Source organism: Lacticaseibacillus zhaodongensis, from assembly GCF_009687905.1.
GTDB lineage: Bacteria > Bacillota > Bacilli > Lactobacillales > Lactobacillaceae > Lacticaseibacillus > Lacticaseibacillus zhaodongensis.
Map to the genome: position 1 here is coordinate 1 of NZ_BLBG01000022.1, position 16,203 is coordinate 16,203.

Below are 16,203 nucleotides of genomic sequence, written 5' to 3' on the forward strand. Positions count from 1 at the left end.
AATGACCCCTGTGGAATACATTACAGGGCACAGCGGAAAATAATCTGATAACTGTCCAACTTTTCTATTGCACTCCACATGCTGGGGCCACCTACAGACTTGACCAGGATCGGGTCAAGTCTTCCGGTTGAGCTCCGAGCCCGCCGTGTTGAATTGACATCTTCGGTAAGCTTACCTGCACTACATATATCATCCTTGCGGTCTCTCCACTCTCCCCGATTAATAAGAGCGGTACCCTTGCGAAAACCACGCAAGAATACCGCTCTTATTAATCGTTTCAGCATGGTCACTACCGCCAGCTTCGTTCCCGGAAGAGGCGCGCACAGCCCTACAGTATCGGTTTGAATAACTCTAACTGCCGACCCGATATTAAATAGAATGACAACAGTTTTTCAGTATACGTATCTGGCTATCAAACTATGGCGTAACTCGTCCACAACACTAAACCAACCGTAATCAGTGCCAGAACACTAAAACCAAGGCCAGCATGGGCAATAACGTAGCCAGAGATAATGAGTAGCACCAGTATCAAGGAAGTTATCGGAAGTGGACGGCGGAAGTTAAGAACACCAAATCCAACCACCATCAGTAATAACAATCCAATCAGGGTATTGATGACATATAATCCCTTTGCGCCAGTAACAAATTCTAGGCCGGTAACTCCATCAAATCCAACTGCACTTACGATTCCGTTCAGTGAAAAAATCAAGGCAGTGCCGAAACCCATAATTGAAAAAAGCACCTTGATAACAATGGCAATTATTTTATTCGACCGCATATCTCACACAAATACATGCCGACAGTTCCCAAGCGGCTGCGCATATATTATTCCTTTCGCCTCGTCAAAATCGTATCAATCAGCTTACATGCCAATACTACTCCATGATTTGCCGTTCCAGTATGATCAATCCATTTATACCGTAGCAACATCGATATAAATCAGCCAACCGTAACTGTAGCTTATCAAAATTAGGGCGGTAGGTGAATCTACGGGAGCGGCAGCCATAGTGGTGGGCCATGCCATCGCAATACGGAGCAGCGAGACACGCGGGTTGTGCGTGGCTTGCCGCTCCGTATTGGGGGAAGCGCAAGGACAACATGCGACCGGAGGGAGCGTTGGCCTGAGCTTAGCGGCAAGACTTGCCGGGCTTGCAAGGCTTGAACGCGACCCTGTGCATGGCCCACCACCATGGCGAAGTGGGAGTAGATTCACCCACCCCCCGGCATCTAAGTGGTCGTTTCCCGATAAAAATGAGGCCAACAACTGCTGCCCTCATCCCCTGTAACTATGCTAATTGCAAGCCGCCTGACTAATCCTTTAAAATTTTGTCGATGGCAGCCAAGTCTTCGTCCGTGAAGTCCAGCTTCTGCAGGGCGTTGACGTTGTCCTCCAGCTGGCTGACCTTGCTGACGCCCACGATGACGCTGGCAACCGGCTGCTTGCGCAGGTCCCATGCCAATGACATGTCCGCCAGTGACTGGCCGCGGCGCTCCGCGACGGCGTTCAGCGCCTTGATTTTGCCCAGCTTAGCTTCAACGTCCGCCACGTGCAGGTGGTTGCTGATACCGCGCTTGGCCCGGGAATCTTCCGGAATGCCGTTCAGGTAACGCCCAGTCAGTAGTCCCTGTGCCAGCGGACTGAAGACAACTGCACCCTGGCCCTCTTCGGTCAGTGTCTTGAACAAGCCACTTTCCTCCGGCGTGCGGTCGAACATGTTGTAGCGGTTCTGACTGACGATGTACGGCGTCTTCAGGTCCTTGAAGATTGCGGTGATGGCACGGGTCTGCTCGGGATCGTAGTTAGAAATCCCGACGTAGAGCGCCTTACCCTGGTGTACCAGCTGGTCGAGCGCAAGAGCAGTTTCCTCAACTGGCGTCTCGGGGTCGGCGCGGTGCGTGTAGAAGATGTCGAAGTAGTCAAGACCGGTACGCTGCAGGCTCTGGTCAGCACTGGCGATGATACTCTTGCGGGAAGCCCAATCACCGTATGGGCCAGGCCACATCGTGTAACCAGCCTTAGACGTGAGGATCAACTCATCGCGGTAGGGCTTGAAATCAGCCTTGAAGATGCGGCCAAAATTACGCTCCGCCGCCCCTGGCTCTGGCCCGTAGTTATTGGCCATGTCGAAGCAAGTCACCCCAAGGTCAAAAGCCCGGCGCAGAATTTTGCGCTGGTTATCAAGTGGATCAATACTCCCAAAGTTGTGCCACAAACCCAGTGAGAGGGCGGGCAACTTCAAGCCGCTCTTCCCGACCCGCCGGTACTCCATCGTGTCGTAACGTGTTGTTGCTGCATCATAAGTCATAGAATATCCTCCTAAAATTGCACCAAAGTTCGGATCATGTACTAATTACAATTCAATTTAAATGGTAGCGAGTTGGGGCAGACGTGTCAACGCTTTCACAGAATGGCAGAATGCGGCCACACAATAGCCGAACTACACTATAAAGAAACCAAAAAAGATGCCCCGAGCCCTTCAGCTCAGTGACATCTCCAAAACAATTGGTGCAGTGTTTTATTAGTCCCGCACAACCAGCACCGAAATTCGGGCGTGCTTGGCCATGTAGGCGGCCTGACTACCAAATGTGAGCCCGATGCCCTTTTTGTCGGCGGCACCGATGATCAGCAAGTCTGGCTTATATTTTGGAATCAGGTTCTTCACGATCTGCACACCAGGGTCCCCCTCGTCGATGACGGCGCGGACATTCTTAATTCCGGCGTCTTCCGCCAGCTTGACGTAGTGGCGCAGGTGCTCCTCCAGTGCGGCCCGCTCACCGTGGACGTAATCCTTGGTGAGAGCCTGGTAGATGTTCATGTCGTCAGATTCGAGAATGGACGCAATGATGAGGTCCGCCCCATCGACCCGTGCCCGGTGCAAGGCGTACTGGAACGCGGCCAGTGCGTCTTCGGAATCGTCGACACCAACAAGAATTTTCTTGAAATCGTCAGCCATTAGTTCTCCTCCTTAGCTTATCGCGCTAGTAATGTTATCTGCCCGCAACTGCCAGTCGCCATGAATCAGGTCACTAATGCACCATGAAACAATTCCGGCAACGAAATCATCTAAAACGCAGTTATCAGCAATCATTATGCGTCAGCCTGCGCCTTCTTGTCAGCCTTGGCAGCATTATCCGCGTGCAAGCGGCCGTTTCCTTTCGTCATGTCGTAAATGCACCATGCAATCAGCGCAAAGACCAGGAAGATGGAAACGTAAGCCGCAATGTGGGCTCCCTGAATGGCACCAGCACTAGGATTACTGCCTAAGAAATTGACAAAATCATCAGGCAAACTAATCATGTTTAAAACGGTCAAACTGACGACACAGAGCCAGCCACACACCTTGACCCACAAGGAGTTCTTGAAGCGATTACCCATTTCATCCTTGCTGTCAGTCAACATAATCAGCGGCAGCATGGAGAACGGCAGGGCAAAAGCCAAGAAGACTTGGGAATTGTTCATCAGCGTGTTCATCGCCTCATGTTCGGCAATCGGTGACAGGTTCCGGGTTGTCCATACACATACTAACACAGGAATGACGGAAATAAGACGGGTAACTAAGCGCCGGGCCCACAGTGGCATCCGCATGTGCACGAAGCCTTCCATGATGACCTGACCAGTTAAGGTCCCGGTAATGGTTGAATTTTGACCAGAAGCAAGCAGTGCGACCGCGAACAACGTGGACAGCGCACCGGACTTAGCAACGGCAATCAAAATCCCATTGCTGAGCATGGAGGTATTGCTAAGCGCCTGGTACAAACCGAAGAAGGATGAGTCCTTCACGGCACCAGACTTGAAGACCGCAACCCCCATAATTAGTAACAGTGAGTTAACGACCCAGGCGACACTCAGCTGGATATTGGAATCCCACTGACTGAAGCGAACGGATTGGGCAACTTCTTCTTCATCACTGTGATCAATTTTGCGCGTCTGGGAAATCGCGGAGTGCAGGTACAGATTGTGCGGCATCACGGTTGCACCGATGATTCCGAGTGAACCGCTGAGTGGCGTCATACCATTAACAGATGGGTGCGTCGCGACGGTGCCAGCCGTTGGAACCAAGCCGCGAATAATGTCGCCCCACATTGGCTGGGACAAGGCAACTTCGTAAACGAAGACGAGCAGGATGACCATGACCAAGCAGACAACCAGCGCTTCAATTTTGCGGAAGCCGATCTTGGTTAAGAGCAAGAGCACCAGGACATCCAAAACGGTGACGAACACCGCCACGACTAGCGGAATGTGGAACAAAAGGTTCAAGGCAATCGCGGCCCCGATAACTTCAGCAATATCGGTTGCCATGATTGCAAATTCGGTCATGATCCACAGCACGATGCCCAGCTTCTTGCTGGTCCGCGCCCGAATCGCTTGCGCGAGGTCCATCTGGGTGACTATCCCCAGCTTAGCGGCCATATTTTGCAGTAACATGGCGATTAAGCTGGAGATCAAAACGATTGATATCAGTAAATACTGAAAGTTTTGACCACCAGTGATACTCGTTGACCAATTACCAGGATCCATATACCCAACGGCGACTAACGCACCCGGACCAGAGTAGGCAAGCAGGGTTTTGAAGAACCCCTTACCCTTTGGAACCTTGACCGTGCCGTTGATTTCCTCAAGCGAGGGCCCGTTCGCGTACTCAATTAACTTGTGCTTGCGGGGTGCTACTGGTTCTGCTTTCATATGAACCTTCCTTTCTGTTGGGACCCATACCCTTGGTTCCCAACTGCCACCGTATTTCGCGAGGCCCCTGATTCATTTCAGGGTATTTGTACTAACAATCTCAACAATTGCAGTCAGCACCGCAACTGCAATACGAACGTTGCCACCGGGAAAGCTTGGTGAATGTTGCGAGTGACACGCCCTTATTTCATTTACGGTACGCCTAACATTACCGCCGATTTTTGGATTTGTAAACCTGTGATAGTGCCTATAAAAGCCTATGTAGGGGCATTTTGACGTGTGGAAAGCGTTTCCCAAAAATGATGGCCGTTTTTATTACAAAATTGGTCTACCTAATCAAAACTGCTGAAACCCCCACCCACCTATTCGTTCCCAAAATGGAACTAAGCAAAGGCCGGTCCCCTGCAGCAAAGGTCAAAGATTTTGCCTTTTGGTCAGGGAAAATCAGTTCTAGTTAACTAACTATCAGAATCAAGCAGCCAGGAAAAATGATAGCTGCTCCCTTTTGTCCCCCGCAATCGCCGCAACATCTATGTCCGCCGTCACTCGCGCTGTGCTAAAATGGAGCTAATCTTAAGAAACTAGGTGAACCTAATGAAGCAAGGAACCACGATTCTCACGCTTGATAACGGCTACCACCTCTGGACTAACACGCAGGGCACGGGCGATATTCATCTGCTCGCACTGCATGGTGGCCCTGGCGGTACCCACGAATACTGGGAAAACTTCGGTGAAGAACTGTCCGACTTGGGCGTTCAGGTCACCATGTACGACCAGCTGGGTTCGTTCTACTCCGACCAGCCTGACTACAGTGACCCTGAAATCGCTAAGAAGTACCTGACCACCGACTACTTCCTCGGCGAAGTTGAAGAAGTCCGCCAGAAGCTTGGCCTCGACAACTTCTACCTGATCGGTCAGTCATGGGGCGGCGCACTCGTGCAGCTCTACGCACTGAAGTATGGCAAGCACCTCAAGGGCGCCATCGTCTCCTCCATGGTTGATAACATCGACGAATACGTTGAGCACATCAACTTGGTCCGTGAAGAGGCCCTCCCACCTTCAGCAGTTAAGTACATGCAGAAGATGGAAAAGTCTGGCAACTGGTCTGACCCTAAGTACCAGCACTACGTTGACATCCTGAACGCAGGCTACGTTGACCGCAAGCAGCCACCTGCAATCAGTCACCTGATCGACACGACCGCTAAGCCCGTCTACAATGCTTTCCAGGGCGACAACGAATTCGTTGTTACTGGTAAGCTGAAGGACTTCGACCTGCGCGATCAGATTCACAACATTACCGTGCCTACCCTGCTCACATTCGGTGAACACGAGACGATGCCAATGAAGTCTGCACAGCGCATGGCAGAGGTGATTCCGCACGCCCGTCTGGTTACAACCCCAGATGGTGGGCACCACCACATGATCGACAACGCACCGGTTTACTTCAAGCACTTGAAGCAGTTCATCAGTGACGTCGAAAACGGCACCTTCAACGATTAATCAGCATCCTAACTATGTAGGCTACCCTAACTGGGTGGTCTATTTTTGTGGCTTCAAAATCTTTAAGGGCGTCGTGCCTTGGGGCCCGCCGTGAGGGGCGCAGCTGCTTCGTTACGTATATGCTTGCGCGTGGAACAGCCCGGGGCCGGCTCCCGCCAAACTACGCTGCGCTTCGTGTGGCTCCGCCTAAAACCAAGCCCGCATCGCTACGCTCAACGCGGTCTTGCTTTCACCCCCAGTTGTTAAGCAGAAGCCCACTGCTTAACAACTGTTTGGGCTTTACGCGGCATATACTCCACTACGCAGCGGCGCCCCTCACGACTACATAGATGTTCAAAAATTTCTCGTTCCAAGTATCGAATCAGATTGAGATAGGCATAGGTAATTTAATTTCCGCTTCCCAATCAATGTAACCGTCCACCCCCTATCAGCCACGGTCCCACTAAAATCTTTCGTTAGTATTTGATTGAACTACAAAAAGCTCCCTCCAGGCAGATAAGCATCAATCGCTTATTCATCCTAGAAGGAGTGTATTTACCCAATATTTTATTTGATTTTTGCTGCTACAGTGTCTACGTTGCTATGCTTACTTCAGCGTCAACGTTGCCACTAATGGGATGTGGTCAGATGCTGTGGACATGATTGTGTGGACGTTGCTGATCTCGATGTTCTTGCTGGTGATGATGTTGTCGATCGAGTTGACCTTCATCGTCGGGTCGTCGCCGATGAAACTGTCGCGCCAGATGCCGTCTTGGCCGTTTGCGAGGTTGAAGTCCTTCTGGAAGACTTTCCAGCCCGCTGTGCCCTGGTCCTCGTTGAAGTCGCCGACCAACACCTTGTACTCAGTCTTGTCCTTTTTCATCACGTTGATGAGCTGCTTGAACTGCTTGTGGCGTAATTTCGTCGACTCATAGCTCAGGTGTGTGTTGTAGAAGGCAATCTGCTTGCCATCCTTTTCAACAATCGTCCGCTGGTAAACACGCGGTTCGATCAGCTTCGTGCCGTACTTAGCGGAAAGCTTGTCCAAGGCATTAACCGTCTTGGGTTTGTCTGGATTAAAATTGTTGTAGGCCTTCCGTAGTGCGGCCAGGTGCTTGTCATTGAACTTGGCACTATAGACGCTGTGCTTCTTGGACCCGATAACGTTCAAGTGTGAGATGGTCGCAATCCCGTAGCCTCCGCCAGCAAAATTAATGGCGTTGGCGTAAATGACTGATGGGTAGTAATCGTTCTTGAAGTTCGTGAGGGTGTTGTACTTGGTTTGGCCACTGAAACGGTGGTTTTTGTAGTTGATTTCCTGGAGTCCGGCAACTTCGACATTCGCATTTTGGAGCAGTGAGCGCTGCTTGTTAGTGTCATTCTTCTTGGGGGCCCGCAGATTATACGTCCCCACCTCGACAGTTGTGTCAGCACTAACGGAATTGCTTGCGCCTAGAGATGGTAGGGCGATTCCTGCAATCAGTACCGCGGCAGCGAGCTTACTAGTCAGCTTCATGATGTTCTCCTTTCAAAATACCCTTTCAACAACAGAGCCAATATACGTCACAGCTGTAAACGCTGTCAACCGGATTATAGCAACATTTTAAAACCAATTATGCGGTAATTATGGTGGTTGCTTTATGTCACACTATTTGCAACATAAAAGAACAGATATACCACCGATGTTATTAAATGACGGATTTTGATGTTTTACAGTCCAGATTTGTGCCGGGGCTTCACCGGAAATCAATCAACTCCGGAGACGGCAAAATTGCATATTGTGTTAATTCAAGCCAGGGATTACACTCCTGATAGTCAGAGCTCTGACAAGGTGAGGGTAAGTCCACTGAGGAGGAATTTACATGTCATTAATTGTCTATTGGCCCATCGTGGCGGCTGTAGCGGCTGCCATTGGGGTTGTGCTGATTGCAGTTGGGATCAGAGTGCATATTCCAATGCCATGGAAAATAGTGCTAATTGTCCTAGGTGTCGTCATGCTCGGGGCTGGGTTGCGGTACTTCATATATCTCTGGGGCTGATTTAGGATTCTTTCCGTTTACCTGAGGCACGCTAGTCGAGGTTACATGGGCTCAAAGTTCAACCACGTAAGTACTGTCCGGAATCACCAACGGTCCGATTAGAAAATCAATGTAGGGTGGCGGGCAGGTTTACGGAGCGGAGGCACGGGGCTGCTCCATGCCATCGCAATAATGAGCTGCTAGACGCTTGCGTGAATTTCGCAAGTGGCTTGCCGCTCGTTATTGGGGGAAGCGCACGGACAACAAAGTGAGCCGGAGCTCTTAGGGCTTTAGCCCTTAGAGACACCGGACATCGGAGCACAGCGGAGTGCCGGAGGCGAGCGTTGGCCGCCAGCTTAGCGGCAAGACTTGACGCGGGTTTTGTCAAGGCTTGAACGCGACCCTGTGCATGGAGTGGCCCCGTGACGCAGCGGAAGTGACCTGTCCGCCACCCGGCAGCAAAAAGCACCCCATCATCGCCGAATCAGGCAATGATGAGGTGCTTTTTTAATCCAGAATGTACTTGTGAATGGCCTCGGCGACCCCATTTTCGTAGTTCGCCTTCGTCACGTACTTGGCTACCGACTTAACTTCCGGGATCCCGTTCGAAACGGACACCGGCATCCCCACGCTCCGAAGCATTGGTAAGTCGTTCGCGTTGTCGCCGAACGCCATGATTTCTTCGGGCTTGATGTGCAGGTACTCCGCCAACTGCAGCGTTGCACTACCCTTGTTGACGCCCTTGTGGTTGAACTCAGCGTAGCGAGCGGACGAGTACGTGAGGTCCGCAACGTCTTTCATCTGCGCGAGGACTTCTTCAGCAATCGCGTGGCGGATTTTGATGTCCGGATTCATGAAGATGACCTTCATGATGTGCTTGTCCGCGAAGCGGGTGAAGTCCGTGTCTGGCATCGGCTTGTACTCCACGCCGCGGCTCATCACGTACTGCAAATCATCCTCACGTGGATTGTGAATGTAAACGTGGTTGAGCGTGTACACGTGAATCGAAATGTTCGGGTGCACGGCGAGCATGTTGAAAATTTTCTCGGCATCGGCGTATGGCATCTGCCCCGTCATGAGTACCTTGTTGCCCTTGTTCTCGACCACCGCGCCGCCATTGTAAGAAACTACGAACTGATCTGGCTGCTCGTAGGTGCCAATCTTCTTCAGCAGTGGCTGCACCGACGCAAAACCGCGCCCGGTGTTGGGAACGAACTTAACGCCCAATTTGGCAGCGGCGCGAATTGCCGCCACGTTGTCATCAGAGATGGTGCCGTCAGCGCGCACCAAAGTTTCGTCCAAGTCACTGACCATTAATTTATACATTGATTTTCCCCCGTAAAATAGATACATGCTTAGATTATCACAAAATTAGCTTGAATGCGCCCCATTCGGAAAGCGCCATCAAGAATGTTAAAATCATAGTGACAGCTGGTATTTTGCCAGCAACATGCAGCAGCCAACCAGTTCACTTTTTTGGAGGAAACAAAATTGAAAGCAATCACCATTTACCTCATTCGCCACGGCCAAACCTACATCAATCGCTACGACCGCATGCAGGGCTGGAGCGACACTCCACTCACCGACAAGGGCATTGCCGATGCCAAGCAGGCTGGCCAGACCCTATCTGATGTGCATTTTGTGCGCGCCTACAGCAGCGACACGATGCGCGCCCAGACGACTGCCGGCTACATTCTAGCGGCGAACAAGTGGCCCGACACACCCTTCTCAACCAGCCCGAACTTTCGCGAGCAGTTCTACGGCTATTTTGAAGGCGACAACCCGTCTCGCACGTGGTTCGTCATCGGCAAGCCGCATGGTTACAACGGCTGGGAAGACATTGTAGCCCGCGCCGGGCTCGACGCGGCCAAGGACATGATGCACGCCGCCGACCCCTTCCACGACGCAGAAGACGCCCACACCTACTGGAGCCGCATCATGCGCGGCTTCAAGGAAATTCGCGATGGTAACCCAGACGGCGGCAAAGTACTCCTCGTTACCCACGGCACGAGTATCCGCAGCATTGCTGATAAGTTCGGCAAGAGCGACGGTTTCAAAATTGACCGCGGTCCCGCTAACGGTAGTATCACCCAGTTGCGACTTGATGACGGTGGCGTGCACCTGCTGGCGTATAACCAAAAGCAGTTGGATGATTAACTAATCAGTGCAAACAAATAACTCCCCGATTCTTCTGTACGAAGGACTGGGGGGTATTTTTGCGGTGCTAAATTGATGGTGCTTGGTTTTATAGCTGCCGGTGCCGAGTCGAGCTACGGGCCGGAAAATAGTTTACGCAAATGGAACGCACAATCTCCGGGACTTCAACTGAGCAGCCCCGGAGATTTTCTTTCTTCAAATTTTGGTGTTTGCAATGATTTCTTCGTGTTGCTTAATGTGGGTCGCAAAAGCAGTATTTCTGGTCAATAATAATAGAAATAGCGCCTCAATCGCAGTAGTAGCCGATAAGCGCGAGAAATAATATTCAGAATCGAAGACCTGTTGCCGCACAGCGGTAAGAATGTGAACATCAGCAAGTTGACCAATCGGCGAATTCGCCCGATTGGTCAGCGCGATAACGTGAACGCCCTGCTTCTTCGCGAGCTTGACTTGGGTAATTAGGTGCAATGTTTCACCTGAGTTTGAAATCACCATCAACACAGCCCCTTTTGGCAAGTTCAAGGTTTGCGCCACTGACGACTCCCAAGAAGGGTCCGTCAGTGCCAGCAAGCCCAGCTGATTGAACTTATAGGCTGCGTCCATGGCGACTGGATACGTCCCCCCTGCACCAATGCACTGAATGACGGGGGTTTCAGTAAGGTAATTAAGCGCCCGCTCAATATCATCTGCAGGGGTCGCCTGCAGAGTTGTGTCAACTTCGGCGATCTTATTGCGACTGATGCTAGCTAACGCTTGGTCAATACTGTTGCCATTAATCTTGTGATAATAACTATTCTCGTCGTCGGCAACCTTTGCGAGCTCAATTTTCAGCTGATGAAACCCATCCAGTTCGATGGTTCGGCAAAAGCGTGACACCGAGGCCTCACTGACCTTTGCAGCTTGCGCCAATTCAGCAATGGTCATGTTGACCACTTTGCTAGGATCACTAAGGATGAAGCTAGCGATTTTACGGTCGGTCGCTGAGAAGTTCGGCAACTTGCTATACAAGTCATTAACAATATTTTTACGCTGGGTCATCAATGCACCTTCTGCCAATTTCAGAATTTTGCGGTTTGTAAAACTCTCTGTCACTGAATCTAACGCGTTTCAGCACAATGTGCAACTGGCAGGATAAATTGACAAATTAATTTTCACGATTTATGATGAATATGAAATTAAGTTTCTAGTTGATTCGACGCGGGCCTATAAAATAGCCACCGCCCGTCAACTAGAATCAAACTTTGGGAGGAACTTTGCGTTGAAAGCTATCACTATTTATCTGATTCGCCACGGCCAAACCTTTATCAATCGCTACGACCGCATGCAGGGCTGGAGTGACACTCCCCTGACCACCAAAGGCATTGCCGACGCCGACAGTACGGGTAAAGCACTCGCAAATGAACACTTCACCCGTGCCTACAGCAGTGACACCATGCGGGCCCAAAACACCGCTAAGCACATCTTGGCAGCCAACAACTGGCCCGACACGCCTTTCAAAACGACCGCTAATTTCCGTGAAGAGTTCTACGGCTACTTCGAAGGCGACAATTCCAAACAGAGCTGGTTCATCGTTGGCAAACCGCATGGATACGATACTTTTCCCGCCATCATCGCCGGCGTCGGCCTTGATGCTTCCAAAGACATGGTGCACGAAGCCGACCCCTTCCACGATGCGGAGGACGCCCACACCTTCTGGAGCCGCATTATGCGCGGTTTTAAAGAGATTCGTGCGGATAACCCGGATGGTGGCAAGGTCTTACTCGTGACGCATGGCACAACCATCCGCAGCATTATTGACAAGTTCGGCAAGGTCGATGGCTTCAGTGGCTTGATCAGTCCGGTGAATGGCGGTGTCAGTACGCTGCGTCTTGATGATGATGGGGTGCACGTGCTGACTTACAACCAAAAGTAACCCCGCTTAATTTATAAGCAACAAAACAACTCCCCGATTCTTCTTATTCACGAAGAATCGGGGAGTTGTTTTGGACTGTGCAATTTACGGTGTTTATTGCGGTTTCATGCTAAGTGCTGAGTCAAATTCCGCGGGACAGAAACCTGTCTTCATTTCGACTTAACAAATGTACTCCCATCGGCTGCTGGCATCCGTGCGTTACCGATGAATGCTACCAGGACGATGATGGTGATCAGGTATGGGGCAACCGTGAAGATTACGTCAGGCATTGCCCGGATGACCGGGATGTACTTGCCGACGATGGCGAGACTCTGCGCGAAGCCGAAGAAGACGGCCGCGCCCATTGCGCCAACTGGGTGCCACTTACCGAAGATCATCGCGGCCAGCGACATGAACCCTTGCCCAACAATCGTGGTGGCAGAGAAGTTCAGCGTGATGGACTGCGCCATGACCGCCCCACCGATCCCGCCAAGGAATCCAGAGATGAGGACCCCGGCGTAACGGTATGCGTAGACAGAAATCCCGACTGAGTCAGCAGCTTCGGGGTGCTCACCGACTGAACGGAGCCGCAAGCCGAAGCGCGTCTTGGACAAAATCCACCAAGCGATGATGGAAACAATGATTCCCAGGTATGCGGCCAGCGAGGTCTTGGCGAAGAAAATCGGGCCGATGACCGGAATGCTAGACAGACCGGGAATGGTGGCCGTTGCCAACGGGTGCTGCAAAATGTCAGTTTGCCCACGGCCTTGGAAAATCAACCGGGTCAGGTAGACGGCCAGTGCGGGGGCCATCAGGTTGAGCACGGTACCAGAGATAATGTGGTCAGTGCGCAAGTTGATGGTCGCAACCGCGTGAATCAGGGAGAATGCAGCCCCGACTAGACCGCCGACGAGCAGCCCGAGCCAAGGGGTGGCGGCGCCAAAGGTATCACCCATCTTGAGGTTAAAGACCACGGACGCGAATGCCCCCATGACCATCATGCCTTCAAGGCCAACGTTAACGATCCCAGAATGTTCGGAGAAAACCCCACCGATCGAGGTGAAAATGAGGGGTGCGGAGTAGACGAGCGTCGTGGATACAATTGTGAGTAGTAATACTTGAATGTCCATTATTTGTCCTTACCTCCCGAGTCTTGCTCAGCCTCTTCTTGCCTAACAGCGGCAGCACTCCGTTTCTTGTCGCGGGCGGCTGCACTACGGTCGAACCAGTAACGAATCAGGTATTGTGCACCGACGAAGAAGATGACGGCGGCAATAACGATATTAACGATTTCGGAAGGCGTGGTGGACGTAATGGAAATGTTCAAACCACCAATCTTAAGAATCCCGAATAGCAATGCGGAGAAGATAATTCCAATTGGTGCCCCACCAGCAAGCAGTGAGACGGACATGCCGTCAAAACCGATGTCTGGTAACGCGTTGTTCACAACAATATTTTGGAAGTCACCCAGGCCTTCCATCGCACCGCCCAAACCGGCGAGGGCACCGGAAATGAGCATGGCGGCAATGATGGTCTTCTTGGTGGACATCCCCGCATAACGGGAAGCATCAGGGTTCATCCCCACGGCCCGGATCTCAAAGCCGAGGGTCGTTTTCTTCATTAACCACCACAGGAACACAGCCGCAACCAAAGCAAGAATAATGCCCCAGTGGAAAGTTGAATTCTGGGTGAGGTGCTCCAAAAATGGGGTGCGCAGCCGTGCAGCTACAGGCACGGTTGGTGAGTAGTCATTATCGTGCTTAGCCAACATGCCCTTAATAATTGCGTTAGTTGCGTACAGGGCGGTGTAGTTCAACATGATCGTGGTGATAACTTCACTGGCACCGAAGTACGCCCGCAGGTAGCCGGCGATCCCGGACCAGAGCGCACCGGCAACAGCACCGGCAATAATTGATGCCGGCAGCAGGAAAATCCGCGGCCAGTCAGGGAATGCGAGCGCGAAGCTAACTGACGCGAGCCAGCCAACCAGTGCCTGTCCGGCAAGACCAATGTTGAAGAAACCAGCCGAGTTGGCAATCGCAAAGCCAGCCCCGGTCAGCATCAGTGGCGTTGCGGCCCGCAGAACTTCCCCAATCGCGTTGGGGCTACCAACTGCACCCATGAACAGGTTGGCGTAGTTGGTGATGGGGTTGAAGCCGGACAGGAGCATGACGATTGCCCCAACTAGCAGCCCCAGAAAAATAGCAATAAGCGGTATCCAGATGCTCTGAATAGTTTTGTTCTTAATCCGCATTTGGAACTGCCTCCTTGTCCTTGAGATCCTCGCCGGCCATCAGCAGACCGATTTGCTGTTCAGTCAGGTCGTCGGCGTTTTCGGTCGCAACGAGCTTCCCGGCGTGCACAACGGCAATCCGGTCGGCAAGCTGTTTGATTTCATCCAGTTCGTAGGAAACCAACAGAACGGCGCGCCCCGCTTCACGAGCATTGAGAATCTGCTGGTGAATGAACTCAATAGCCCCAACATCCAGTCCGCGAGTCGGATTCATCGCAATCAGTAATTGCGGATCACGCGACATTTCCCGGGCAATAATCAGCTTTTGCTGGTTACCACCGGACAGGGAACCGGCGGTGTTAGTAATGCTGCTGGTCCGGACGTCGAACTTCTGCGTGAGCTCCTTGGTCATTTTGACGGCAGCTGGTTGGTTCAAAATGCCGTGCTTGGACAGTGGCTCTTCGGTGTAGGTCATCATCCCCATGTTGTCGATGACGGTCATTGGCAAAATCAGGCCGTACCGCTGACGGTCTTCAGGAATGTGCCCAACGCCGCTACGAATGATTTGCCGCGGCGTTGCGTGCGTGGTGTCCTTGCCGGCAATTGTGATGGTCCCGGATGTCGGCGTAATTAGTCCGGTGAGTGCTTGGACCAGTTCGCTTTGCCCGTTGCCGTCGATCCCGGCTAGTCCAACGATCTCGCCGCCGTGAATGTCCAGTGAGAAGTCGGTAACGCGCTTGACCTTTTGCTTGTCGACCACGTTCAGGTTCTTGATGGACAGAATGGCCGGGCCCTCTTCGTGCTTGACCTTGTCGAGCTTGAAGTCGACCTCGTGGCCAACCATCATCGTCGCCAGTTCCTCAGCGGACTTGTCGGCGGTCTTGACGGTGCCAATCACCTTCCCGCGGCGAATAATCGTCGTCGTGTCAGCAACCGCCCGAATTTCTTGCAGCTTATGCGTAATCAGCAGGACGGCCTTACCTTCACCGGCCAGCTTGCGCATGATATCCAGCAAGTCTTCGATTTCTTGAGGTGTCAAAACGGCGGTTGGTTCGTCGAAAATAACCACATCCGCGTTTCGGTAAAGCACCTTCACGATTTCAACACGTTGCTGCATCCCGACTGAAATATCATCGACTTTGGCATCAAGGTCAACATCAAGGTCGTAACGCGACAGGATTTCCTCCACACGCTTGCGCGCAAGTTTGAAGTTGAGCCGGCCAGCATGGGTCGGTTCGGATCCCAAAATGATGTTCTCTAAGGCAGTGAAGGCCCCCACAAGCATAAAGTGCTGGTGCACCATCCCAATCCCGAGGGCGGAGGCGTCCTTAGCGGAATGCAAGTGGACCTCCTTTCCCTTGACTAGAATCTGACCACTAGTCGGGCGGAGAATTCCGGAAAGCATATTCATCAGGGTCGACTTACCAGCACCGTTTTCACCAAGTAGCGCGTGCACTTGGCCGCTGTAGAAGTTGATCGAGACGTCATCGTTAGCCTTAAAATCGCCGAATGCCTTGACTAAATGGTGAATTTCGATTGCAGGTGTTTCATTCATCGCATTCTCCCACACACGGACAGCGGACTGCACACCAGTCCGCTGTCCGTGCTTCCTTTCTATGTTGTTACTATTATACCTTGACCTGCCCTACAAAAAAGGCCGGAACTATAAAAATCGTCCCGACCAATCTCCAAAACAAGTATTGGAGCCTTTGCTATCTTAAAACTCAGAAGTATTCAAGGC

The 16,203-nt window shown here is 51.9% G+C and carries 14 protein-coding genes; 4 read left to right on the forward strand and 10 right to left on the reverse strand.

Annotated features, from left to right (window positions below; genetic code table 11):
- Positions 1-412: 412 nt before the first annotated feature.
- The 4 genes from GN107_RS10205 to GN107_RS10220 all read right to left on the reverse strand — a co-directional run bounded on the left by GN107_RS10205 (position 413) and on the right by GN107_RS10220 (position 4,684).
- Positions 413-778 carry a hypothetical protein gene (locus GN107_RS10205; RefSeq protein ID WP_155287764.1) on the reverse strand — a complete coding sequence of 122 codons (366 nt, stop codon included), beginning with the start codon at positions 776-778 and terminating at the stop codon, positions 413-415.
- Between the two features lie 532 nt (positions 779-1,310).
- Positions 1,311-2,306 (reverse strand): aldo/keto reductase, encoded by a 996-nt coding sequence (locus tag GN107_RS10210; protein ID WP_155287765.1) that lies wholly within the window; start codon positions 2,304-2,306, stop codon positions 1,311-1,313.
- Positions 2,307-2,519: 213 nt separating this feature from the next.
- Positions 2,520-2,954, reverse strand: coding sequence for a universal stress protein (locus GN107_RS10215; RefSeq protein WP_155287766.1), 435 nt, complete (start codon positions 2,952-2,954; stop codon positions 2,520-2,522).
- A 134-nt stretch (positions 2,955-3,088) separates the two neighbouring features.
- A complete protein-coding gene (locus tag GN107_RS10220) occupies positions 3,089-4,684 on the reverse strand; it encodes an Nramp family divalent metal transporter (RefSeq protein ID WP_155287767.1) in 1,596 nt (531 codons plus the stop codon).
- Positions 4,685-5,278: 594 nt separating this feature from the next.
- Here GN107_RS10220 and GN107_RS10225 point away from each other — a divergent pair.
- Positions 5,279-6,184 carry a proline-specific peptidase family protein gene (locus GN107_RS10225; RefSeq protein ID WP_155287768.1) on the forward strand — a complete coding sequence of 302 codons (906 nt, stop codon included), beginning with the start codon at positions 5,279-5,281 and terminating at the stop codon, positions 6,182-6,184.
- A 586-nt stretch (positions 6,185-6,770) separates the two neighbouring features.
- On the opposite strand, the gene GN107_RS10230 is transcribed toward GN107_RS10225, so the two are convergent.
- Positions 6,771-7,679: an endonuclease/exonuclease/phosphatase family protein gene (locus GN107_RS10230; RefSeq protein WP_155287769.1), complete on the reverse strand. Its 909-nt coding sequence runs from the start codon at positions 7,677-7,679 to the stop codon at positions 6,771-6,773.
- A 346-nt stretch (positions 7,680-8,025) separates the two neighbouring features.
- Between GN107_RS10230 and GN107_RS10235 the strand changes: the two genes are divergently transcribed.
- Positions 8,026-8,202, forward strand: a complete 177-nt coding sequence (locus GN107_RS10235) for a hypothetical protein (RefSeq protein ID WP_155287770.1) — start codon at positions 8,026-8,028, stop codon at positions 8,200-8,202.
- A gap of 486 nt (positions 8,203-8,688) precedes the next feature.
- Here GN107_RS10235 and GN107_RS10240 read toward each other — a convergent pair whose 3' ends face one another.
- Positions 8,689-9,507: a Cof-type HAD-IIB family hydrolase gene (locus GN107_RS10240; protein WP_155287771.1), complete on the reverse strand. Its 819-nt coding sequence runs from the start codon at positions 9,505-9,507 to the stop codon at positions 8,689-8,691.
- A gap of 165 nt (positions 9,508-9,672) precedes the next feature.
- Here GN107_RS10240 and GN107_RS10245 point away from each other — a divergent pair, with 165 nt between their 5' ends.
- Entirely contained in the window at positions 9,673-10,338 is a 666-nt protein-coding gene (locus tag GN107_RS10245) for a histidine phosphatase family protein (RefSeq protein WP_155287772.1), read from the forward strand.
- A 195-nt stretch (positions 10,339-10,533) separates the two neighbouring features.
- On the opposite strand, the gene GN107_RS10250 is transcribed toward GN107_RS10245, so the two are convergent.
- Positions 10,534-11,376, reverse strand: coding sequence for a MurR/RpiR family transcriptional regulator (locus GN107_RS10250; RefSeq protein WP_155287773.1), 843 nt, complete (start codon positions 11,374-11,376; stop codon positions 10,534-10,536).
- Between the two features lie 220 nt (positions 11,377-11,596).
- On the opposite strand from GN107_RS10250, the gene GN107_RS10255 reads away from it, so the two are divergent.
- The gene (locus tag GN107_RS10255) at positions 11,597-12,250 is read left to right on the forward strand and encodes a histidine phosphatase family protein (protein WP_155287774.1); all 654 of its coding nucleotides are present in this window, start codon (positions 11,597-11,599) and stop codon (positions 12,248-12,250) included.
- 149 nt (positions 12,251-12,399) lie between these two features.
- On the opposite strand, the gene GN107_RS10260 is transcribed toward GN107_RS10255, so the two are convergent.
- Genes GN107_RS10260 through GN107_RS10270 form a run of 3 tightly spaced genes read right to left on the reverse strand, consistent with a single transcriptional unit; the run spans position 12,400 to position 16,017 of the window.
- Positions 12,400-13,359, reverse strand: coding sequence for an ABC transporter permease (locus GN107_RS10260; protein ID WP_155287775.1), 960 nt, complete (start codon positions 13,357-13,359; stop codon positions 12,400-12,402).
- Positions 13,359-14,483, reverse strand: a complete 1,125-nt coding sequence (locus tag GN107_RS10265) for an ABC transporter permease (protein ID WP_155287776.1) — start codon at positions 14,481-14,483, stop codon at positions 13,359-13,361. Before GN107_RS10265 ends, GN107_RS10260 begins: the two co-directional genes overlap by 1 nt.
- Entirely contained in the window at positions 14,473-16,017 is a 1,545-nt protein-coding gene (locus GN107_RS10270; protein WP_155287777.1) for an ABC transporter ATP-binding protein, read from the reverse strand. Before GN107_RS10270 ends, GN107_RS10265 begins: the two co-directional genes overlap by 11 nt.
- Positions 16,018-16,203: the final 186 nt, after the last annotated feature.

What these genes read in the sequence shown, in the direction of transcription:
- GN107_RS10205 (WP_155287764.1), bottom strand. Translation starts at nt 778, where the DNA reads ATGCGGTCGAATAAAATAATTGCCATTGTTATCAAGGTGCTTTTTTCA.
- GN107_RS10210 (WP_155287765.1), bottom strand. Translation starts at nt 2,306, where the DNA reads ATGACTTATGATGCAGCAACAACACGTTACGACACGATGGAGTACCGG.
- GN107_RS10215 (WP_155287766.1), bottom strand. Translation starts at nt 2,954, where the DNA reads ATGGCTGACGATTTCAAGAAAATTCTTGTTGGTGTCGACGATTCCGAA.
- GN107_RS10220 (WP_155287767.1), bottom strand. Translation starts at nt 4,684, where the DNA reads ATGAAAGCAGAACCAGTAGCACCCCGCAAGCACAAGTTAATTGAGTAC.
- GN107_RS10225 (WP_155287768.1), top strand. Translation starts at nt 5,279, where the DNA reads ATGAAGCAAGGAACCACGATTCTCACGCTTGATAACGGCTACCACCTC.
- GN107_RS10230 (WP_155287769.1), bottom strand. Translation starts at nt 7,679, where the DNA reads ATGAAGCTGACTAGTAAGCTCGCTGCCGCGGTACTGATTGCAGGAATC.
- GN107_RS10235 (WP_155287770.1), top strand. Translation starts at nt 8,026, where the DNA reads ATGTCATTAATTGTCTATTGGCCCATCGTGGCGGCTGTAGCGGCTGCC.
- GN107_RS10240 (WP_155287771.1), bottom strand. Translation starts at nt 9,507, where the DNA reads ATGTATAAATTAATGGTCAGTGACTTGGACGAAACTTTGGTGCGCGCT.
- GN107_RS10250 (WP_155287773.1), bottom strand. Translation starts at nt 11,376, where the DNA reads ATGACCCAGCGTAAAAATATTGTTAATGACTTGTATAGCAAGTTGCCG.
- GN107_RS10260 (WP_155287775.1), bottom strand. Translation starts at nt 13,359, where the DNA reads ATGGACATTCAAGTATTACTACTCACAATTGTATCCACGACGCTCGTC.
- GN107_RS10265 (WP_155287776.1), bottom strand. Translation starts at nt 14,483, where the DNA reads ATGCGGATTAAGAACAAAACTATTCAGAGCATCTGGATACCGCTTATT.
- GN107_RS10270 (WP_155287777.1), bottom strand. Translation starts at nt 16,017, where the DNA reads ATGAATGAAACACCTGCAATCGAAATTCACCATTTAGTCAAGGCATTC.